Origin of the sequence: Sphingobium sp. SJ10-10 (assembly GCF_036038995.2) — a bacterium.
Lineage (GTDB): Bacteria > Pseudomonadota > Alphaproteobacteria > Sphingomonadales > Sphingomonadaceae > Sphingobium.
The window spans coordinates 82,447-101,849 of sequence record NZ_CP158133.1; the positions used below are offsets into that span (position 1 = coordinate 82,447).

At 56.1% G+C, this 19,403-nt stretch carries 21 protein-coding genes and 2 pseudogenes; 6 read left to right on the forward strand and 17 right to left on the reverse strand.

Annotation, left to right across the window (positions count from 1 at the left end; translation table 11 throughout):
• The first annotated feature begins 60 nt into the window (after window positions 1–60).
• Together drt3a and drt3b are read left to right on the forward strand one after the other, a co-directional pair.
• Complete coding sequence (drt3a, locus tag VVT58_RS16070; RefSeq protein ID WP_327754382.1) at window positions 61–1,299, forward strand: antiviral reverse transcriptase Drt3a; 1,239 nt, start codon at window positions 61–63, stop codon at window positions 1,297–1,299.
• On the forward strand, window positions 1,292–3,262 hold the full coding sequence (gene drt3b / locus VVT58_RS16075) for an antiviral reverse transcriptase Drt3b (protein WP_327754383.1): 1,971 nt from the start codon (window positions 1,292–1,294) through the stop codon (window positions 3,260–3,262). The genes drt3a and drt3b overlap by 8 nt, the downstream gene beginning before the upstream one ends.
• Window positions 3,263–3,620: 358 nt before the next feature.
• On the opposite strand, the gene VVT58_RS16080 is transcribed toward drt3b, so the two are convergent.
• The 5 genes from VVT58_RS16080 to VVT58_RS16100 form a co-directional block, all read right to left on the reverse strand.
• The gene (locus VVT58_RS16080; protein ID WP_157801323.1) at window positions 3,621–3,869 is read right to left on the reverse strand and encodes a hypothetical protein; all 249 of its coding nucleotides are present in this window, start codon (window positions 3,867–3,869) and stop codon (window positions 3,621–3,623) included.
• 68 nt (window positions 3,870–3,937) lie between these two features.
• Entirely contained in the window at window positions 3,938–4,300 is a 363-nt protein-coding gene (locus tag VVT58_RS16085; RefSeq protein WP_327754384.1) for a putative toxin-antitoxin system toxin component, PIN family, read from the reverse strand.
• A 156-nt stretch (window positions 4,301–4,456) separates the two neighbouring features.
• Window positions 4,457–5,347 carry a plasmid partitioning protein RepB C-terminal domain-containing protein gene (locus VVT58_RS16090; protein WP_327754385.1) on the reverse strand — a complete coding sequence of 297 codons (891 nt, stop codon included), beginning with the start codon at window positions 5,345–5,347 and terminating at the stop codon, window positions 4,457–4,459.
• Between the two features lie 2 nt (window positions 5,348–5,349).
• Window positions 5,350–6,228: a plasmid partitioning protein RepB C-terminal domain-containing protein gene (locus tag VVT58_RS16095; RefSeq protein WP_327754386.1), complete on the reverse strand. Its 879-nt coding sequence runs from the start codon at window positions 6,226–6,228 to the stop codon at window positions 5,350–5,352.
• A complete protein-coding gene (locus VVT58_RS16100) occupies window positions 6,225–7,775 on the reverse strand; it encodes a recombinase family protein (RefSeq protein WP_327754387.1) in 1,551 nt (516 codons plus the stop codon). The genes VVT58_RS16095 and VVT58_RS16100 overlap by 4 nt, the downstream gene beginning before the upstream one ends.
• A gap of 65 nt (window positions 7,776–7,840) precedes the next feature.
• Here VVT58_RS16100 and VVT58_RS16105 point away from each other — a divergent pair, with 65 nt between their 5' ends.
• Together VVT58_RS16105 and VVT58_RS16110 are read left to right on the forward strand one after the other, a co-directional pair.
• The gene (locus VVT58_RS16105; RefSeq protein WP_327754388.1) at window positions 7,841–8,206 is read left to right on the forward strand and encodes a hypothetical protein; all 366 of its coding nucleotides are present in this window, start codon (window positions 7,841–7,843) and stop codon (window positions 8,204–8,206) included.
• Between the two features lie 646 nt (window positions 8,207–8,852).
• Window positions 8,853–9,113, forward strand: a complete 261-nt coding sequence (locus VVT58_RS16110) for a hypothetical protein (RefSeq protein WP_066563959.1) — start codon at window positions 8,853–8,855, stop codon at window positions 9,111–9,113.
• Window positions 9,114–9,298: 185 nt separating this feature from the next.
• On the opposite strand, the gene VVT58_RS16115 is transcribed toward VVT58_RS16110, so the two are convergent.
• The 7 genes and pseudogenes from VVT58_RS16115 to VVT58_RS16145 form a co-directional block, all read right to left on the reverse strand.
• Window positions 9,299–9,838 carry a DUF2493 domain-containing protein gene (locus VVT58_RS16115; protein ID WP_352000150.1) on the reverse strand — a complete coding sequence of 180 codons (540 nt, stop codon included), beginning with the start codon at window positions 9,836–9,838 and terminating at the stop codon, window positions 9,299–9,301.
• Window positions 9,795–10,601 (reverse strand): annotated as a pseudogene (locus VVT58_RS16120) (DUF2493 domain-containing protein); the annotation flags it as partial. The gene VVT58_RS16115 and the pseudogene VVT58_RS16120, both read right to left, overlap by 44 nt.
• A gap of 69 nt (window positions 10,602–10,670) precedes the next feature.
• Complete coding sequence (locus tag VVT58_RS16125; protein WP_066563159.1) at window positions 10,671–11,159, reverse strand: DUF736 domain-containing protein; 489 nt, start codon at window positions 11,157–11,159, stop codon at window positions 10,671–10,673.
• Between the two features lie 496 nt (window positions 11,160–11,655).
• Window positions 11,656–11,979: a hypothetical protein gene (locus VVT58_RS16130; protein WP_066563162.1), complete on the reverse strand. Its 324-nt coding sequence runs from the start codon at window positions 11,977–11,979 to the stop codon at window positions 11,656–11,658.
• Window positions 11,980–12,001: 22 nt separating this feature from the next.
• Complete coding sequence (locus VVT58_RS16135; RefSeq protein WP_327754391.1) at window positions 12,002–13,696, reverse strand: ATP-binding protein; 1,695 nt, start codon at window positions 13,694–13,696, stop codon at window positions 12,002–12,004.
• 36 nt (window positions 13,697–13,732) lie between these two features.
• On the reverse strand, window positions 13,733–14,104 hold the full coding sequence (locus VVT58_RS16140) for a hypothetical protein (RefSeq protein ID WP_197672815.1): 372 nt from the start codon (window positions 14,102–14,104) through the stop codon (window positions 13,733–13,735).
• 23 nt (window positions 14,105–14,127) lie between these two features.
• Window positions 14,128–14,670 (reverse strand): hypothetical protein, encoded by a 543-nt coding sequence (locus VVT58_RS16145; protein ID WP_327754392.1) that lies wholly within the window; start codon window positions 14,668–14,670, stop codon window positions 14,128–14,130.
• Window positions 14,671–14,808: 138 nt separating this feature from the next.
• Between VVT58_RS16145 and VVT58_RS16150 the strand changes: the two genes are divergently transcribed.
• The gene (locus VVT58_RS16150; RefSeq protein ID WP_066563178.1) at window positions 14,809–15,030 is read left to right on the forward strand and encodes a hypothetical protein; all 222 of its coding nucleotides are present in this window, start codon (window positions 14,809–14,811) and stop codon (window positions 15,028–15,030) included.
• On the opposite strand, the gene VVT58_RS16155 is transcribed toward VVT58_RS16150, so the two are convergent.
• From VVT58_RS16155 to VVT58_RS16175, 5 genes are all read right to left on the reverse strand, one after another.
• Complete coding sequence (locus VVT58_RS16155) at window positions 15,018–15,260, reverse strand: hypothetical protein (RefSeq protein WP_066563183.1); 243 nt, start codon at window positions 15,258–15,260, stop codon at window positions 15,018–15,020. The genes VVT58_RS16150 and VVT58_RS16155 overlap by 13 nt on opposite strands.
• 233 nt (window positions 15,261–15,493) lie before the next feature.
• Window positions 15,494–15,700, reverse strand: a complete 207-nt coding sequence (locus VVT58_RS16160; protein WP_066563186.1) for a hypothetical protein — start codon at window positions 15,698–15,700, stop codon at window positions 15,494–15,496.
• Between the two features lie 85 nt (window positions 15,701–15,785).
• Window positions 15,786–16,982 carry a hypothetical protein gene (locus VVT58_RS16165; protein WP_066563187.1) on the reverse strand — a complete coding sequence of 399 codons (1,197 nt, stop codon included), beginning with the start codon at window positions 16,980–16,982 and terminating at the stop codon, window positions 15,786–15,788.
• A 108-nt stretch (window positions 16,983–17,090) separates the two neighbouring features.
• Window positions 17,091–17,840: a hypothetical protein gene (locus VVT58_RS16170; RefSeq protein ID WP_066563961.1), complete on the reverse strand. Its 750-nt coding sequence runs from the start codon at window positions 17,838–17,840 to the stop codon at window positions 17,091–17,093.
• A gap of 164 nt (window positions 17,841–18,004) precedes the next feature.
• Window positions 18,005–18,211 (reverse strand): hypothetical protein, encoded by a 207-nt coding sequence (locus VVT58_RS16175; protein WP_066563192.1) that lies wholly within the window; start codon window positions 18,209–18,211, stop codon window positions 18,005–18,007.
• Window positions 18,212–18,421: 210 nt separating this feature from the next.
• Here VVT58_RS16175 and VVT58_RS24420 point away from each other — a divergent pair.
• A pseudogene (locus VVT58_RS24420) lies at window positions 18,422–18,796 on the forward strand (MucR family transcriptional regulator); the annotation flags it as partial.
• Between the last annotated feature and the right edge of the window lie 607 nt (window positions 18,797–19,403).

Sequence of the window (19,403 nt, forward strand, 5' to 3'; positions counted from 1 at the left end):
TTATATCACAAATTAAAATTATTTATTTATTGTTTATGATCAGCGTAATGGGGCAACGCTTTGTTAGATACAACCATTCATGAAAAGACGATTTCGCGGCAATTCCGTCGGAGCGATTTCCATGATAGTTCTTGGGGAATCAGCGTAGACGATAAAGATGAGATTGTTTCTGATGCGCTACGTACGGCAACAACTGGATTTACAACGATTTCGCTTAGACGAAACTCGATCGGCGGCAAACCCATCTACCGACATGCAGTTCTGCACGAAGCATTACTCATTAGGCATATTTCTGAAGGGCTACGGCGGATCACCGGCGTCCAACAATCGGACAGAAAATCGATCGTTAAATCGCTTATAGCTCTAACCAGCGAGGGCGTTCCGTTCACCATTCTCAAATTCGACATTAAGTCTTTCTATGAGACCGTGGATACTGACGCACTCGTTGAGAAGCTACGCCGAGATCCGGCTTTCTCTCGCCAGTCCATCCGATTGGTTGAGTCCTTTTTCAGCGCCCTCCAGAGCCAAGGAATAAGTGGACTACCTCGTGGCATCGGCCTTAGCGCGACACTTTCCGAGTATCTTCTGCGCGGATTTGATCATGCAATCTCTAATTTCCCGGGCGTCAGATTCTACAGCAGATATGTAGACGATGGCATTATCGTCGCGTCAGATAAGGTGGATGCCGACGACCTACTGAGTTTTGTAAAGAACCTCCTTCCTACAGGATTACAACTAAATCGAACCAAAACGAAGTCATATGCGTTTGGTCCATATGTAAAAGGCACACCTGACACGGTAGAACATAATATTAAATTTCTCGGATATAATTTAGATATAAACTATATCGTGCGGGCTACTGATAAGCGCTTTAGCAGAAAGGTTCACGTAGATATTTCCGATTCGAAAGTATTAAAAATAAAAAGGCGAATATGTTTATCTATATTGAATTTCAACAATGGTGGTAATTTCAACGACCTTCATAATCGGATTAAATTGCTAACTAGCAATTATGGTTTCGTTGACGACTCCACAGGGCAGCAGAGATTTTCAGGCATAAAGTATAACTATGGCTTGATTGATCCAACTAATTCCCCACAATTGGCAGGTCTCGATCGTTTTCTTGTCAATATTATTACGTCTAAACATCCGAATAATCGGATACGGCCAAATCTTACCACGATTGAGCGGTCTAGAATTCTGGGATTTGGCTTTAGCTCGGGTTTTTTGGCTAATCGCTTTTTCACATTTGACGAAGATACACTAAAAAATTTAATTGGGTGCTGGGCGCATGCGTAAAAAGGTTGTTTCTAAGGGCAATGTAAGGCGAGCCGACTATCTTCGGGCAGTCGTCACCGACACGTTACCAGAAGAAGTTCCGATCATATTCTCTAACGACGGCTTTTACAGTAACCTGACCAACCGCGTTCCGCACTCAGCTGAGGCCGCTCTGTTCGTTGAAACGCTGCTCTCCCCCGAACGCTCTTATACCAAACCGTATCGGTATAGCGTATTAAGAGACGCCTGGTCTGCTCGCGGCCTCAGCCTTATCCATCCCTCTGCCCAGCAAGCCACGGCTGAGTTTTACCAAAAATTTGACTCGCTGATATGTTACTATGGCAACAGGTCAGAGGCCTCCCTACGTGCGCCCGTGAAAGTAGGCAGCACTTTTTTCGTCAAAGGCCCTGCAAGCGGTCGGAATAGGCACCGCCGCAGTGGCGTCGACACTGTCACGATCGAAAATTCGGTATCAAATCCCGCATCTTACTTTGCTTATAATAAGATTAGTCGCGCTCACGAGTTTTTCGACTCTAATGATTATCTACATTTGGAAAAGAAATATAAATTTTTCCGATCTTTAGATGTAAGTAAGTGTTTCGGTAGCATCTACACTCACACGTTATACTGGGCCGTTTCTGACGTGCAAACCGCGAAGGACAATACAAACTCGTCTGGATTTGCCAACGAGTTTGACCGCCTTATGCAGTCAATGAATTATAACGAGACAAATGGCATTTGTGTCGGACCGGAGATCAGTCGCATATTCGCCGAGATTATATTCTCTGAGATTGATAGAAGAGCGATCCAATCTCTTTCGTCACGCGGGCTATCATTTAAAACAGACTATGAATTTCGTCGATATGTAGATGATTATTATGTATTCTCCCAAGATGAACATACAACAGACCGCGCAACCGCAGCCATTCAAACATGCTTAAAAGAATTCAATCTACATTTAAACGAGGCGAAAACAATTACCATTTCTAGACCATTTTCGACAAAGAAATCTAGAATTATAGCCGAGACAAATGCAGCGGTTACTAAATTCTTCAACCGCTTTCTTGAAGAACGATCAGACGGCGACGACACGGCCCTCGTCCCCAAAATTATTATTCGAGCCGACGCATTGCTACGCTCACTCGTGAACGCAGTTAAGGCCATATGTACAATCCATGATACCGGATACGATACGGTTTCTGACTACATTGTATCGGCCGCGAGCAGGAGGATGACAGAGCTTTCCGATGGCTATGCTCTGCTTGAAAACTATGAATATGATAAGGAAAAATATGTAGCATCTTCAATGATGCTTATAGAGGTTATATATTTCTTTTATACTGTCAATCCCACGGTAAGATCATCACTAAATGTTGCACGCGCAACGATAACAGCAACTCGACTATACAGCGAACATTTTCCTGATAGACTAGCCCATCTGTCAGAAAGCATAGTGCGCTGGACCCTTGACTTAGCGAAGTCAATTCGACGAAATTCGCGCCATGAGGATTTGACCGCTGTTCCAGTTGAAGTTCTCAACATCTTAATTCCTATGCGAGAAATTGCAGCTTCAGAACCACTGGTGAATGAACTCATAGAGACAATGTGTTCCACGGTAGACGGATTCGATTATTTTGAAATCGTCTCGTTCCTATTTCTGTCTGGAGGGAGCGTGCAACATCGCGCACTCATAAGACAGCTTTTTGACCGAGCGAAAGCTATTGTCGCGGCGGGCCTCGGTCCCCGCGTTGATTCACAATCGGCCCATCTCGCTCTCGATATTTTGGCTTGCCCCTATATCCCACTCCCAAAACGCGCCAGTTGGTTTAACGTCCTGCGTTCGCAATGCCAACTCCCGCGCATTTCGGCGGCAGATGCCCGCAACGTAGTTTCAGAAATCGAAGCCCATCCATGGTTTGTTCGGTGGGCGACGATCGATCTACTTAGCATTTTGCGAAAAAAGGAGTTGAGCGCTGTCTATTAATGAGCCAAAAGCATGTCGGGTTCTGTCCTTCCACTTGAGAGCAGTCCGCTGCTCTATTCTCCCGTTCAAAGGCAATCTCGTTGCTAGATTTTGCCGGGCGACGATGATGAGCCTCCGTGCACACACCAAATGTGGCTGGACAGGGCCCACCCTTAACGGCTAATGAGATATCGCCAAAGGCAACGCTCAAATTGCTTGCAGAATTTCGTGTGGAGACACAAAGTGTGTCTTGAGACATTCTGATAAGTCTCGCAACGTTTTGATTTTAAGTCACTTTTGGCAGCACAGGTGCGTGGGGTGAATGACCGCGCGGGACGACCCACTTCAGTTCTGGCCAAGGATCGGGAGCTGCGTTGCCTCAATGGGTTCCGGGCAACTCATCGCCAACAAGCGGCACCCGATCCGGCGTCCGCGTGAGAATCTCCAGTGCCGCAGCCGGATTGGCACGCTCAGCACGGACCCGAATGTCCGCTATCGCCCTCAATTCACCAACCCGCTCCGCAATCAGCGACGACAGAAATTGGTTGAGCGAGGTGCCGTTCAGTTCCGCAAGATGCTTGGCTTCGGCCATAACGTGGTCAGGCAGTCGCAACGGATAATTACTCATTTCGTCTCTCCTCGCTCGAGGCGCAAAAACAATTCACCGGGCTTAATCACATCCACGCGGTACAATTCTCACGCAGGGACAAAGTCCCGTACATTCATCGTGACGATCGCATCTGCGCCAGCTTGGACCGCGCACTCCAATACCATATCATCGGCCGGATCGTTGAGCGTCGGACGCAGCTTAGTTCTGATCGGCATAATCCTCCGTGCCTGTCCGACCAACGCATCGAGCACCGTATCCAACTCCGCCTTCGATGCCCAACTCGCCTCGCGCATCGCTGCACGATTGAGCACTGCTTCGTATTCCAGCACCAGCGCAACAGAAACTGCATAAGCGAGCTCGCCCCTAAGCGCGCGCTCGATGATACGATACGATGCTCCCGATCGCGACCAGAGCGCGGCGACGAGTATATTCGTATCCAGCACGTACATGACGTCATATATAACGTCACTCCCCTTGATTCGCAATAGCCGCGAAATGGGCAAATTTATGACCGCATTCGGTTCGGCTCAATCGCGTCGAACAACCGTCTGCCCGCCATTTCGCAAGGATGAGGCATCATCCCAAAGAATAGGCAAACCCCCGGATCATTGTGCCGATTGCTCCAAGGACGCGTTCGATATTATAGTCCGAAATTCAGCGCTAATTTCAGGGTGGCGCCGTTCGAGGTAGGCGGTGATGCGCTCATTCGCCAATAATTTGCCCAGATAACGAGAGGCGACAACGAGATGCAAAACGTCGTCGCCTAGACCGTCTTCCACCGCCTTCATATCGCGGCTGAGGTTCTCCATCTCTCTTTCCATCCGTGCCATTTGGTCGGGGGTAAGGCCCCCAACCCGTCGTTTGCGATTTGGCTTGGTCAGATCCTCCTCGTTCGTTGCCGCCAGTAACGCTTTCGCGTACGAGTGAGAGAAATTATTCAACGACACCATTAGCTCGGCGGCCTCAAATTGTCGGGGCGCCTTCATTTTTTTCAACACTTCGAAGGTCTGGATACTGATGTGTCGATCGGCAAGAAGGTTGGCGACTTCTGCCGTGATACCCGTCAGGAGGTTTCGCCGCCGTCGCACAACATTGACTTCTACGCCAAACGCTCGCGCAATCTTCTCCTCCGAAGCCCCACGCCTGACGGCACGGTCAATCATGTAATGTTCCTGCACGGTCGCGAGCCGATTTACCCGTTTATTGTAAGTGAAGGCCTCGTCGTCGTCAGAGACGATGCACCGAACCTTTGTATCTCCTCGCTTCAGGAGCGCATAATAACGAAGGTGACCGTCTACCAGCAAGTACGGCTCGCCCTCTTTTTGCCTGGCGACAACGAGGGGTTCGGCCAGGCCGACTGTGTCAATGGAAGCCACGATCCGGCCGAAGCGTTTCGAGATCTCTATCGCCGCCGTAAGCTGACGAAGTGGCAGGATGTCCGCCAATTGCAGTTCGATCACCACGCGGTCAAACGCGACCTTAACCTTCTTTGGCATCCTCAAGCCTCCGATATGCCAATACGCTCCGCCAGAGGAAGCGGAAGCGTGCCCATAGATTCTGCGCGAAGAAGGGTGACGAAATGTTCTTCTGAGAGTAGTTTCTTCATTGCATTCACAACGAACAATAACCGGCTCTGCGCGAGGCTCGCCTTCTTCACAAGCAGCTTCTGACGCTGAACCTCTTTTTGATAGACGCGGACAAGAGAAGTGGCCGTCGGCTTGAGCCCTTTTTGGGAAGAACCTCTTGCGGACCGCATCGTTTTGCCAATCTGGGAGCGTTCATCAAGAATCCGCCGGATTTTCACGATCTGCGAGATCGTAACAAGGCCCTTTTCGTAGGCTTCTGCGAGGGCACTCTGAGTATCCGTATCTCCCGCCATTACAATCTCATAAGCAACCGAATGGGGTATCATTCCACGTTCAACCGCGTTGAGAAGACGTTCTTCTCCACGGTCAAGCATTGTACAGATCATCGACACATATTCGTTGCTGAAACCGATCTTATCAGCCACCTGCTGGTTGTTGTATCCTCGATTTCTTAGCGCACCAACTTCTCGGATTAGTTCCAGCGGGCTGTGGTTCCGCCTAGCCATGTTCTCCACGAGGCTAAGAATGTAACTATCCTCTCGTGACACTTCGATCACAATGGCGGGAATGCGTTCTTGCTTCAACTCAATGAATGCTTCGAGTCGGCCTTGGCCGCAGACGAGCGAAAATCCGCCCTTGGATGCTGGAGTCACAGTAATCGGCTTCTTCAAGCCAAGCTTGGAAATGCTATCTACAAGCTCCTCAAAGATGCGCTTATTGCGCTTCCGGGGATTGAGAACCTGAATCGCGTCGATGGGGATCATAACGATCTCTTCGTGCGCTTCGCTCATGCGACATCTCGAATCTGAAATCGCCGGGACAGGTGGTAGAGTGGTGAAAGATCATCCGCCCGGTAGGCGTCCAAGCCAATTCCATTGTGCTCAGCGAGCCTCAGTGCGTCGCCGCCACCTACATCGATCCACGGAAGCAGATAAAAATCCTTTGGTCGCTGATTACCGGGTGCCATCCTCACAGCCACCGTGATGTCTGGCTCAAGCCCAGCGTCGAGACGGATTTTCCACCTATGAGAGCCGGTGGCGGTTTCAAAACATCGAGACAGAACTAGAGATAGCGTGAATTCGTCGTTCACACGTAGCAGGTCGGTCGTCGAGTCGATCGTGACCGCGCCGCCCACCCTTTCGATCTCGGACACGGTGTCGGCAACGATCTGAGGATGCATGATCCGCAGGGCGCGATTAGTCTCAAGATAACGATAATCGCGGCCGGAATCATATCCAATCAGAGAATAGGCATTCACCAGGCTACCAAATCGGTGCCGGTACGCGGATGACGATGGCATGTCCTCTTCCTCGTCGATAACGAAGCCGGACAATGCGCCTTTCCGAACACGGAAATCTTGAAGCATCGAAAGCAGTTGCTCATCCGTGAAGCGACGGGTGCGCTCGGTGATAATGTGCCGGGCGGCTTCAAAAAAGTCGGCCTCGACAATCGGTTGGAACACCCCGTCTGCGCGCACCCACATGTCCGGTGAATTGACCACGCGCACCTTCTTTAACTTGAATGAGACACGGTTATAGACGTTGTTTCCGATATACTTCTCGTTTGTCAGTATCTGATGAATGATGCCGCGCGTCCAGCCGTGGTCGAGGCCGGTCGATACCCGCTCTTCGTTTAGTATTAACGAGATTTCGCGTTCGGACCTCCTTTGCAACACGAACATTCGATAAATACGGCGGACGATCTCTACCTCATCCGGCGGTCCCGGCACCAAGATCACGCGATCCGTTTGCAGGCTCTTATGCTGGCCTTTCTCAAGCGGCGCCTTGAGCGTTCCATGTTCGTCAACAAGGTGCCTTCTCAATCCATATCCAGCGGGTCCGCCTTGACGATAGCCGAGTGTGATGAGGCGGCACTGCCCAGCAAAAACCTTGGTCGATAACTCGCGGCTGTATTCGCCCGCCATGACGCGCTTCACGCTCTTGATAAGCGTCGCGCTGAGGCTTCCGTCGTTCTCAAATTGCTCCGCGCAATAATGAACGGTTATCCCTGCCTGACGGCAGATGAACTCGTAATAGGCGCTTTCATCCGCATCCTGAAATCGGCCCCATCGACTAATGTCGTAGACAAGAATGACGTCAAAGTCAGCAGCTCCCGATCGAACGTCTTCGATCATTCCTCGGAGGGAGTCCCTTCCCGCGATGTTCAGACCACTTCGCCCTTCATCGGCATAGGTTCGCACTATATCCATATCCCGCTTCTCGGCGTACGCGGCAATCACGTCAGCTTGGTTTTCCGTCGAGTATTTTTGTAAATCGGTGGACATACGCACATATTGCGCGGCCCGAGTTCGTTTCTTTGGAATCTTCCCTGACTTCATTGCGCTGACCCCAATCTGCAATCAATTCAAGCTATTGCGCGCTTCTTACGATGGAGGACCGTGACATGTCGCTGTCAGGAATGGACCGAAAAATTCCACACCCGCCCTCGCCATCCGAGCGTGATCTGGCATCAGAAATTGCCGCTGCGCTGCGCCGAGAATATGGCGACCTTCCGGCAACAGTGAAATCGATCGCGCGCTTGGCAAACGCCAAAGAGCGAACGGTCAAAAACTGGCTGGCCGCAAACAACGGCCCAAGCGGTGACAAACTCGTGGCACTTATGCGCCACTCTGATCAGGTGCTAGAGGTTGTGCTTCGAATGAGTGGTCGCCATGACCTGCTTCGGTCATCAGCGGTTGGCGACGTTTTCGCAAAGATGCAAGCTTCGCTACGGACCATGGAAGAACTTTTCGGTCAGAATACCACCTGACGCCGAGAGCGTTGCCCCTCTGCGCGAGCGAGAGCGGGATACCGGGCTTCCGATCACGTTACCGTGCGTGATCGCGCATGATCACGAAGCCTGTCGAAATACGCATTGTAGACGGCATCTGTCGGCGCGATCAATGCGCCTTCGACAAGAGCCTTTACAGTGCTGACAATCTTGATCTCTCTTGATCGTCTCGCACAGCGTGCCCATCACCTACTGCTCGACATCAGATTGGCAGGGTTCCGGTAATGAGACATTCATCGTGCTCATGACTGATGATATAAGTTTCAATGGCAAAAATTGCCAAGAATGCCTTGACCAAAAGTTCGCCAAGGAACAAAGTGTGTCCTGAGAGGTGTTTGAAATTCCCAATAACCTCTTGATTTAAAGCCATTTATTGGCAGCATTCATGCGTGGGGTGCATTACAAACGGCCAGCGGTCGTGCGTCCTTTCTTCGCAGCGCGCTTGCCCGCTGCGTTGCCTCGTGCCGGAAGGCGCGGGGCTCCCCCGCAGGGGGTCTTGTTCTTCCCGGCGGCACGCCGGGCAGCAACTCTTTCCTCGCCTGTGCGCGAGACCTGGATTGCAATCATGATGTTCTCCATCGATAATGAGGGTTGGCGGGCAGACCATCCGATGAGGAAGATGATCATGCCCAAATTGACTGACCGGGAACGCCTTGCGGGCCTTGAGGCGCAACAGAAGAAGATCGCGCAGGATATCCTGGACACCCGCCGCACCCTGCGCGGCAAATATGCCGCCATGCTTGCCGATATGGAGATCGAGCGACTGTCGGAACGGGAGTGCCGCGAAATCCTTGTCCATGCGATCCGGGCGGGTGGCACGGCCTCGATCGCTGCTCTTAAAAGCCTCTCTGCGACACATCGCGCCGAACCCGACAAGCGCCCGTAGGGCGTCCCTGCGACGAGCACGGCGGAGCCGCGCGCAGGAGGCCCGCGCCGCATGGCGCGGCCTCGTCGACCGACGGGACCGGCGCTATCGCGGCGGTCCTTGAGGGCGACGAAAGGGTGGTGGAAAGGAAAAGAGCGGGACCGATCCGGGAGAAACCCGAACCGGTCCCGCTGTCCTTGGCGGGTTCAGTCGACCCAATGCGCAGGCCCTCCATAAAGGGTGAGCAGGATGGGATCGACGCCTATCGAGCGCATCACTCGTACAAGTTGCGCCTGGACCCCGCTACCCTCCGCAATGACGGCCTCGACCGGTCGCAGCCGGGCGATCTGGTCGTTGCGCACGAACCCCGCCCGATTGCCCCAGCGCCCCTTGTCGATGCCCAGCCTCACCACCGGTGTCCCGGTCCGGGCGGCCCAGGCTTCGGCGATGGCGTCCCCTCCGCATTTCTGCGCCGTGGTCAACAACACCATCGTCGGGCGCACCGCCTTGATCCGATCGAGGGCTTTCCAGATCGGCGTATAATCGGACCATTGGCTGCCACCGGAAAAGGCCACCAACGGGCCGTCGGGGTGATGCTGCCCAATCCGGCGTTGACGGCGCGCGGCGAGATAATCGGTGCCGTTGATGACGCTCGCGGTGCGCTTGGAGGATACGCCCCGCTCCCGGCAAGGTGTAGGCGACAAGCGGAACCTGGCGGTCCCCCGCCCATGCCGCGACGATGGCATCGAACCCCTTCCGTTGGGCGGTCGTCACCAGCATCATATGCGGTATGCGTTCGAGAATGAGGTCGAGACGCTCCCAGATTGGTTGCCAGTCATGCCAGACGGCATGGCCCGAGGCGATCACGATCGGTCCCGTTGGCAGATAGCGCTCGCGGGCGGCGAGATCGCGAGCGCGCAGATAGTCCTGCACGGCGACCTGGGTTGCGCTCGATGCTTGCAGCGCGCGAGCCGAACGGGTCTTGCTACCCTTTGAAGGGGACCAGGGCCAGCCGGACTGGGCGCGATACATTTCGGCCGCATAGTCGCGCATACACTCGACCGCCTCGCGCTGTTCGGTGGTGGACTGGCAGAGGAGCTGCTTATCCTCCAGTTGCTGATTATAGACCTCGGAAAGGTCGGGCCTGTTCGCCATGTCGCGCAGTTCATCGGCAAGCGCATCCTCACGCCGTTCCAGCTTGTTAGCCACGAAGTGGAAGGAGTTGACGAAGCCCCAAGCGATCTCCGCGGCGAGCGGTTCAAGCCGCGTATCGGCGAGGAGGTCGAAGATGGTGGCGATCACCGCCCCGCACTCAGCCTGCGCCGCGAGCGGCTCGGGCATATCATGATCACCCGGTTCTTCGCCCGGCTCAACGATGGTGAGGGGTATGGGATCACCGAAGGCGCGCTGGAAATCGGAGCTGGCGGTGATCGCGGCATAGAGGCTCTTCAGGTCAGCGAGGCTGTCCACGCTGCGGGGATGAATGTCCGTCATGGGATATCTCCTCATGGGATGGGCAAAGAAAAAGGGCTGGAGAAGCAGCGCTTCCCCAGCCCGATTGCTGCGATGATCGAACCCTCAGTTGCGGAAATCGTCATCGAAATCGGCACCGGCGCCGGCTAGCTGGCCGCCCAGTTCCGCAGTGCTTGCGCCGAAGCCACCTTCGCCGCCCGGTTGATAGTCGGAACCGCCGCCGCCCATGCTGTCGTAATTGGCGGTGCCAAAGCCCGAACCGCCGAAGTCGGACCGGAGCGTGTCGCGCCGCCAGGCGATGGAGTAGCCTCCATTCTCGATCGGGAACAGCGCAATCGCCAGCGGTTCGGGGAGGCTCGGATCATCGATATTGCCGGCGAGGAAGACTTCTCCGGACCTTTTCGCGGTTGCCTCCCACAGCGCGCCCACCTGCACCCACCGCCGCGCGACGTTGAGGGCGATGACTTCATAGACGGGCGCCCTGGGGTTCATGCTATCGACCTTGCGCAGGCCGATCCGGGGGAGATCGATCGTGCGGGTGGCGAGACGGCCTTCGAGACGACCATTGACGAGATGAACTTCACCGATATTCATTGACTTGACCTTTCATTCTATCGCTCGAAACCCATTCCCGGCGACAAAAATCTCAGATCCCTCTCTTCTCTGGTCCCCGACCGTAGGGCCTGACGCATCCCTCTCGGCTCTGGCGTACGCCACCAAGCAACCGCTTCCCCCTTTTCGCGCATGTGCTGAACGCCCGACAATCTCGCGACCGCGATACCCTCTGGCCCAGCGCGGCAGGGATGACCGCCCGCCAGGGCCGAGACCCGCGCAGCGGGGCTCGGGGCGAAGCCCGTCAGCCCGGCGTCCGCGGAACGCGGGCGGCCGCCCATCCCCCTTACAAGCTACAAGACCAACTCCTGCACGGCTCCACGCAACGCGGACATAAGCCGCCGGCCATGCGCAAAGGAGAATGAGGGGCCATTTCTTCGCGATCGGCGCATAAAGTCGATTTCGAAATCATCCGGGTTTCGATCTCCATCGCGGCATGAGAGCATCGATATTCGCTGCCAAGCACTCGGACATCCCGTCAGCTGTGGTCATAGGTTGGCCAAGCCGATGATGGCGGTTCGTCGCGGTCAAATAGAACCCAGGACGCGTCGCCCTGAAAGGCGGCCTCAAGGATCGTCCAGAGTTCGCGTGACACACCAAGCGGCGGTTCGACTTCACCCAAAACCACGCAAGTGTGAACGAAAAAGCCGTAGAGATGAGGCTCGATCACCAGCGCGCCGTGGTCGACCACGACCCGGCCGCCTTCATTGCGGGGGGCATTCAAGATGAGTTGATCGATGGCGTTCCGCTCGGCCTTGGGCAGGTGGGCGGTAGAAACGACATAAAGTGCCGACAGACGCATAAGTACCCCTTCGAAACAGATTTCAGGCGGGCTTGTCGAGCGTGACGGAGAGGCTGTCGCGCGTCGCAGTCAGCGCGAGAGTTCGCCCCTTCGGATGCAACCACTGGACCTTGCGTTCAACCGCATCGCGAATTTGCTCTATCAGTGCGGCTTCCTCGCCAAGCAGAAGCGCATTGGCGAGATCGCGTGCGTCGCGCTCAAAAAATTGGCTCTGGGTTTTCCAACTATCGCTGTTGGCATCGTCGGACGCGCAGAAAATGCAGCTCTTCATCCACCAGGCAAGCAGGGACGGCGCTATCTTTGCCTTGGCATCGAATAAGATGATGGCTTCATCCAGTTCAGTTCCACCATTGCCGCAGACGAGCATCTCCAGTGGATAGCTGAGATGGTTTCTTCGTGCTTCCGGCAAAGTAGATTCGGCAATAACAAGGTCGAGGTGGATTGAATCGACGGGTCCGGAAGCGAACGCAGCATCGAGGGGATCGTCTCCATAGACCGCCTTCTCGCCATTCCGTTCGATCGAGAATGTAATCTTGTCCAGTCGGGGGAGCCGGTCATACCAGCTATAGCCAGCAAATTGTTCCTCGGCGCATACCACTTCACCGCCCATTCGCGCGGCATCTTGCAGTATCGGGGCTGCGCCTTGCTCTATATCCACATCGAACCGGGGCACGATGATCATCGTTGCTGAACGCACAGGGCCACCGCATTCTCGACCCTGGCTGTCAGCAGTGATGGGCATCCACGCTTCGAGCCATGGAGCCGCCTCAGCCAGGGTCACGCCCAATTGCTCAGCACGTTTCCAGCGCTTGAAGGAAAGACGATGGTTGGACTGCTGCGCAATGACACGATAGATGCCGGTTTCCGCCTCGAGCCGAAGCGTGGCAAGGGCGTCATTCTCTACCATCTCCTTTCGGGCCGGCAAAACGAGTTGCAGGTCCGGCGCATCGACGATGTCGATCTTGACGTGCCAACGGTCGAAGGTTCCGATCTCCAACACGGACGGCATTAGGCATGGCGCGGTGACACCATGAAAATTGAACCGGGGTGCGTCATTGGGATCATAACCGGCGGCCGAAAATATCCCGATCCTGCATCCCCGGCATTCTTCGATCCGAATAGCGCCGGCCAGAAAATCTTCTCTGGGCAACTCAGTTCCGTTAAAGATGACAGGGAGCGGGAAATAGCGCGATGCTTCGCGAACGGAATCCGGTAAGCGCTCGATCCACTGTTCAGGGAGCGTGATCTCAAGCTGAGTGCCGGCAGTTCGGGAAGAACACTCCACGGCAAGAGCCATGTCGCCCTCCCAGGCGTTTTCGGGAATTTCGACCTCCCAGCCCTGCCCCGCAGCGCGCGACCAGGATCTGATGATGACGTGGTGACCGGCAAGACCGAAAACACCCATGCCAGCGGGATCCTCGCGTCGCGCGATGTCCTTGTCCCAGCCGGAATAGCCCAATGTCACAAGGGCTGACGGATCATCGATGCCGGAACCGTCATCGGAGAAGATCAGTTTCTGGACCCCATCGATGTCGGTCACATCGATGTCGATCCGGCTCGCGCCTGCGCGGCGGGAATTCTGTAACAGTTCATGAAGGACGTCATGAATTGTGCCGTTGAACAGGCGCGAGACGCGGGTGATCAGCGACTGACCGACGGACGGCTGAATGCTGGCTGGAAGCGACATATCGTTATGCTCCGTGGGATGGAGGTCCATTCCTCCGATCCATCCTTCAGTCCCCCTCCTTCCTCCCTATTGCGGGCCTGCGGGTTCCGGTGGCACGCATGGCGTGAGCAGCTCTATTGGGTCCGACTCTTTCGATATTCGATGTGGATTTTCAGCATCCGACCAGTCGATATTGTCGATCACCCAGCCCGGCACAAAATCCCAATCAAAGCAGAGCGGATAGGTCGCGCTGACTTCCTGCCAGGCTTTCTCGACAGCGCTCGTCCAACCCACGACAATCAGGCGCAATGCAGCGGTCCCGACGGTCTCGAAACTGCGCGCAATAGCCGCAGCCAAAAGCTTTGCGGCCTGATCGCCACTGGTCTGGTCCCGCAAAGCGAGCACGGCTTCCCAGAGGCACGCCGCAGTTTCGAGACTGAACTCTTCACTCTGGTTCATATGCTGATCCTTTCATGTGAAGCTCAGGCCGCGTTTTGGGCGCAGCCCTGGTAAAGTCCGAGATCGCATGCCATCAGCGCATCGACAGCCGACTCGAGCCGATCGAATGCATTGGCGAGGTCAATAATCGGAACGCAATGGCAGGCATCGCCTGTCCCATGATCGCCGCGATAATGGATCGGCAGCATATCGGCAGTCATTTCGGGAAAAACCGCTCGAACAACCAGCGTTTCGACCCGGCGGGCCACGAGACCGACGCGACGAGCCAGATAGGACCGTTCAGGTTCCCGCATGGGAAAATAGCGATCGGGCGCGATCAGCGGTGCTAGGCGTACACATTGAAGCCGGCCCCCAATATGGGGACCAAGGATCGAGGGAAGCATGGCCTGTCGGCCCGCTGCAAGTGCCGTCCAGGGTACCAACGCGCGATATTCGAACAGCAGCGCCGCGCCCGGAAGCCGGACGCGCGTAACGATAATGTCCATGTTAGACCTCCGATGAAAGGGGGGCACGCCACGAATGACTGAAAAGAACGGATCGATCAGATTATCGTCGATCGCCGGCAAAGGTCGCCGTTGCCGTCAGGCGCATCAGATATTATTCTCGGCGCATGCCGGACTCGGCGTCGATGGCGATCGTGCCCGACCCGGCCATGCTCCAGGATTTCAACCACCCTCTGGATCGACACGGATCGGGGAGGATTTATGCGCGAACTCGACGAAGAAGAACGTGAGATACTCCGCATGTTGGACAGCGGAATTTCCACCCCGGACCTGATCACGATTGTCCGTGATCTTGGCGATGTGCTGCGGCAGCAAGGCTATGTGATCCAGGCCAATGTGGCCGAACTTGCCGCCGACCGCCTGATCTATCTCCAGGCACGCCTGAAGGCACTGACGGCAGGACCACTCCCCTACCAGTCATGAACGGGCAGTTCCGGGAGGACCGGACCGTCGCAGTCGAAATGCAGCAGACCAATGCCCCGGCTGCGTGCCAGGCGGATGGCAGCCATAAGATCCTCGGGAAGCGAAAATTCCCGCGCAGGATCGAACTGCCGCGTCGCGACGAACCAGCCACGCGCGTTGCGCGCAACGGTGATCGGCGCCTCATGCGCATGGCCATTGGTCCAGCTATCGAGCATCGCCGCTGTGGCCATAGAGAGATGAGTGGTGGCAAGGACGCAGTAACGCCCGATTTCCGCCCCTGGCAGCGCTGGGAATTCGCCGTTCGAACTTCGCAGCTCTGGATGGGTTCCGGTTGAGGATGGAGAAGCTGACAATAAGGATGCCAGCCCGCGTGAGGAACGGGACATGGGAATTGCTCCGGATTTGAAGGGTCCGACACAGAGGTAGACGGCGGGACCGATCGCGGGAGATCGATCCATACTTCTCAGACCTGCCTGGCAACAGCGCGTCGCCGCAAATCAGGGATCAGCGCGTTATCATAGACGCTCTCGCCCGAGCGTTCGAGCGCATGCTGTTCGGCACGATACCAGTTCGGCGCGTCGATCGTGTAGAGCTCCATCCCATATTGCTCGTCGCCGCTCAGGAACTGGACTTCGACAATGAAGGTCTGGATTTGAGGGGAAGCGCCCATGGCGGTATCCTTTCGCAAGAGAAATTGCGGCCCCGGCGGGCGCCGGAGCCGAAGCGGATCGAAAAAGCGGATTTACGTCGGGCGCTCAGTGCGCCTTTTCGAGGAGCTTGCGCCCCTTGGCCTCGAGGTCGAGGCGATTGTCCTGATTGGATTTCGTCCGCGCGTGGGCGGTGATGCCCTGGACGAAATCGAAGAGACTGGCGGGCGGATGGCCTTCCTCGGCCAGCACCGTGGAAATGATCTTGCCGGTTTCGGCCTTCGAAAAACCCTGCTTACGCAGGAACGTTTCGCGATCCTCGTCGGTGCGCGCCACGATCCGCTCGCGCGCGGTGCGAATGCCATCGATAAAGCTTCGAGGGGAGGAATCCGCGAAATTTTCAAGCGCCGGCGCAGTTTCATGGGCGAAGCGATTGGCCGCGAATTTGGAGTGCCGGATCGAGATTTCCTCGAAATTCTCCGCGCCCCAAATGTTCCTGTTCATGCATACCGCGCGGAGGTAAAACGTCGCCATGCCAAGGGTTTTGGAGCCGACCTCCGAATTCCAGCAATAAAATCCCCGGAAAAAGAGATCTGGATCGCCATTGGCAAGACGGCCCGCCTCAATCGGATGGGTGTCGTCAACCAGGAACAGGAAGACATCGCGATCGGACGCATAGAGGGTCGTCGTGTCGCGGGTCACATCGACATAGGGGTTATAGTGCATGCTGCCCCAATCAAGTACGCCTGGAACTTTCCAACGCGTATCACCGACACCATTACCCGCGATCTTCATCACCGCGGAGACCAATTCATAATCCCAGATACGGCCGTAATCCGGCCCGGTAACGGCCCGAAGTTCCGTGCGCCCCTCTTCGGTCTGGAGCAGCTTCACCTGTTCACCGCGATGAGCGAGCAGGCCGTGCTGGAGATTGATGCCCGCTAGGGCCGCCGGCAGTGAGCGGAGATAGGAAGCCGGCGCGCCGACCAGGCTCGAAAGCTGGCCAAAAGACCAGTTGGTGGGCGCAACAGGGCGATCGTCACCGGGAACGAAAAGGCTGAGGCGCTCGGCATCTTCGGACCGCGCCTCGACCCGAACCGCCCTGCTTTCGACGATCCGGGTCGTGGCGCGATCGGCGCGGGCGCGGACGCTGTCATAAAGGTCGGTCAACGAGAGGAACTTCTCGTCATCGGGTCGCGAATACCATTCGGAGGAAACCCGGCCGATATTGCGGCCCCGTGAGATATCGACGCGATAGGCACCGCCAACTGGCGATGCATCACTGTGCTGGACGAGATTGGACATGGGATGATCTCCTCATTCGAGTTGGACCTCGGGCGCATCCACACCCGGTCCGCATCCATCCCACCCTCTTCCCTCCCGTTCCTGTCTCGCTGCCCGGCCTGCCCGGCCTTACAGTCCGCCCGGTTGCTCGGGCATGCTGATCGCATCGGCTTGACACTGATCGGTCGGGAGCCATTCATACAGGAGATGGGCATCAGGTTCATGTTCAGAGCCAATTGCGATGCGGATAAGCCTGCCATCGCAGGCAAAGGCGCCGGCGCGAGGGAAGTCCATGAAAGTGCGGCCTTCGAACACGAAATCTCGCGATCTGATGGCTGTGACGGTCCGCGTCGTGCCGAGCGCCCGATGCCCCTTTGGGCCGTACAGAAGCGTCATGCGATCACCGACCTTGAGTTGCTTGCGAAAGGCGGCAAGCGAGATGCGGCTGACAACGGGATTGGCAGCACCACGCCGGGCAGACAGGGCCGCCCAATAGGCCCTGCCGATCCTGATATCGGTATAGAAGGCGCAACTCATAAAGTCCTGAAGGAGGTTGGAACGGGTGAAGCCGAAGCGCTCGACCTGATCACGGATCATCACGATGAAAGCATGACGCGCTGGTGGGTCGGTGAGGTCCGCCGGCGCATCGAGCAACTCAACGATGATCTTGCGACCGCCGGTGAAGACCTGGCTGCTCACCGAGAAGCGGGCGCCTGCAATCAGCCCCAACAGATGCTGCTCGATACGATGACACAGCGCCGGCAGCGCTTCACCCTGCCGGTAGAGATCGCCCTCATAATGGAAATTGCCCCGGCTGTCGGGTTCTGTCTGACTGTAGGAAAGGATCGGCGCAGGGAGGATGTTTGGCGCTACGGACATGGACGCTTCCTTTTGCGGATTGAGGGGACGGACAGGCGGATGCGCAAACCCTTGCGACACGCGCGCCGCACAATGTCGCCACACCCACTTCCCTCCTCAGGCGAGGTTCCCCGATGCTGACTCGTGAGATTGCCAGAGGAGGCACGTCGGGTCGGTGCCAATATTCAGGCGAGGAGCGCAGGATCGATAGCTTCATCCTCCGCGAAGTCGGTCGTCCAGATTATGGCATCGACAAAAGCCATCCCACACTCGATGACTTCGACTTCAGAAAGAAGGATGATTTCGCCCTCGGCATTCTCAATGAGACAGAAGGGTTCACCATTTCCACGGGAGCGAACCATCGCCCGCTGCTGCATATGGGGAATGATCATGATCAGATTTTCCTTAGTAGCATCCAGATAGGATGCTCTTCCTTCTGGGCTGTTGCACCGTTCGACTTAGGATGATCAATTGCGACGGATATTACCTCACCCTATCGCCTTTCCTTTGACTCATTGAACTTAACGCGGCATGGTTTTACCGTTTCGCAACTGATCCGACTCCAGGGTCAATCCATTCTCAATATTCCAGGAAATGTCCTCATGGCCGACACCCAACAGCCCGACTACACGACTTTGACGGTTCAACTGCTGAGCGCTTTTGTTTCGAAGAACAGCGTCTCCAGCGATGAACTTGCTGGTCTCATCCATGCGACCCGGACGGCCTTGATGACTGATACAGCGCCTGTCGTCGAGGACGCGCCCCAATATGTTCCGGCTGTCAGCATTCGCAAAAGCCTTGCATCCCGCGAGCATATCATCAGCCTGATCGACGGACGTCCATACAAGACCCTCAAGCGGCATCTCGCGAGCCATGGTCTGACGCCGGACGAATATCGTGCCCGCTATGGTCTGCCCCAAAGCTATCCGCTCGTTGCACCGAGCTATTCCGATCAGCGCCGTGAAGTCGCGAACAAGCTGGGCCTGGGCCGGCTCCCCGCCACTGCCAAGGTGGCGGAGGCCGCACCGGCTGCAAAGGCAGCGGCGCCAGCTTCCAAGCCCGCCACCAGCAAGAAGGCAGACACCAAGGCCGCCGCCGCGCCCGCGAAGAATAATGCCACTGCCGAACCCGCCAAGACACCGGCAGTTGTGACAGTCAGCGATAAGGTTCCGGCCAAGGCAGCGCCGAAGGTGGTAGCGCCTTCGACTTCCAGCAAGGCTCCCGCCAAGACATCGAAGCCCAAGGCGCAAGCGAAGCCCGCAAAGGCGGCTCCTGAAAAGGCGGCAAAACCAGAGGTGAAGGCGAAGGCGAGCCCGGCCGCCGCGAAGACTGGCAAGAAGCTGGTTGCCGCCAAAGCAGTCCCTGATGCCAAGGCGACGACGCCTGCGGCGGACACAACCAAGTCGGCACCCAAAGCTGCGCGCAAAAAGCTTGGCATCAAGATTCCCTCGGACGAGCCGACATCATCGGCGAGCGGCGAACCGGCGGCAGCAGTAACCGAAACCGCATGAGGCTGAATGCCGCCTTCGGCTGTTTCAACGGGTCGAAGGCGGCATGATCGGGATGAAATCCGAGCGGCGGCTG

Excerpts from the sequence above, each read along its gene's own strand:
- drt3b (WP_327754383.1), top strand. The coding sequence starts at position 1,292 with ATGCGTAAAAAGGTTGTTTCTAAGGGCAATGTAAGGCGAGCCGACTAT.
- VVT58_RS16080 (WP_157801323.1), bottom strand. The coding sequence starts at position 3,869 with ATGAGTAATTATCCGTTGCGACTGCCTGACCACGTTATGGCCGAAGCC.
- VVT58_RS16085 (WP_327754384.1), bottom strand. The coding sequence starts at position 4,300 with ATGTACGTGCTGGATACGAATATACTCGTCGCCGCGCTCTGGTCGCGA.
- VVT58_RS16090 (WP_327754385.1), bottom strand. The coding sequence starts at position 5,347 with ATGCCAAAGAAGGTTAAGGTCGCGTTTGACCGCGTGGTGATCGAACTG.
- VVT58_RS16095 (WP_327754386.1), bottom strand. The coding sequence starts at position 6,228 with ATGAGCGAAGCGCACGAAGAGATCGTTATGATCCCCATCGACGCGATT.
- VVT58_RS16100 (WP_327754387.1), bottom strand. The coding sequence starts at position 7,775 with ATGAAGTCAGGGAAGATTCCAAAGAAACGAACTCGGGCCGCGCAATAT.
- VVT58_RS16105 (WP_327754388.1), top strand. The coding sequence starts at position 7,841 with ATGTCGCTGTCAGGAATGGACCGAAAAATTCCACACCCGCCCTCGCCA.
- VVT58_RS16110 (WP_066563959.1), top strand. The coding sequence starts at position 8,853 with ATGCCCAAATTGACTGACCGGGAACGCCTTGCGGGCCTTGAGGCGCAA.
- VVT58_RS16115 (WP_352000150.1), bottom strand. The coding sequence starts at position 9,838 with ATGCCATCGTCGCGGCATGGGCGGGGGACCGCCAGGTTCCGCTTGTCG.
- VVT58_RS16125 (WP_066563159.1), bottom strand. The coding sequence starts at position 11,159 with ATGAATATCGGTGAAGTTCATCTCGTCAATGGTCGTCTCGAAGGCCGT.
- VVT58_RS16130 (WP_066563162.1), bottom strand. The coding sequence starts at position 11,979 with ATGCGTCTGTCGGCACTTTATGTCGTTTCTACCGCCCACCTGCCCAAG.
- VVT58_RS16135 (WP_327754391.1), bottom strand. The coding sequence starts at position 13,696 with ATGGACCTCCATCCCACGGAGCATAACGATATGTCGCTTCCAGCCAGC.
- VVT58_RS16140 (WP_197672815.1), bottom strand. The coding sequence starts at position 14,104 with ATGAACCAGAGTGAAGAGTTCAGTCTCGAAACTGCGGCGTGCCTCTGG.
- VVT58_RS16150 (WP_066563178.1), top strand. The coding sequence starts at position 14,809 with ATGCGCGAACTCGACGAAGAAGAACGTGAGATACTCCGCATGTTGGAC.
- VVT58_RS16155 (WP_066563183.1), bottom strand. The coding sequence starts at position 15,260 with ATGGCCACAGCGGCGATGCTCGATAGCTGGACCAATGGCCATGCGCAT.
- VVT58_RS16160 (WP_066563186.1), bottom strand. The coding sequence starts at position 15,700 with ATGGGCGCTTCCCCTCAAATCCAGACCTTCATTGTCGAAGTCCAGTTC.
- VVT58_RS16165 (WP_066563187.1), bottom strand. The coding sequence starts at position 16,982 with ATGTCCAATCTCGTCCAGCACAGTGATGCATCGCCAGTTGGCGGTGCC.
- VVT58_RS16170 (WP_066563961.1), bottom strand. The coding sequence starts at position 17,840 with ATGTCCGTAGCGCCAAACATCCTCCCTGCGCCGATCCTTTCCTACAGT.
- VVT58_RS16175 (WP_066563192.1), bottom strand. The coding sequence starts at position 18,211 with ATGATCATTCCCCATATGCAGCAGCGGGCGATGGTTCGCTCCCGTGGA.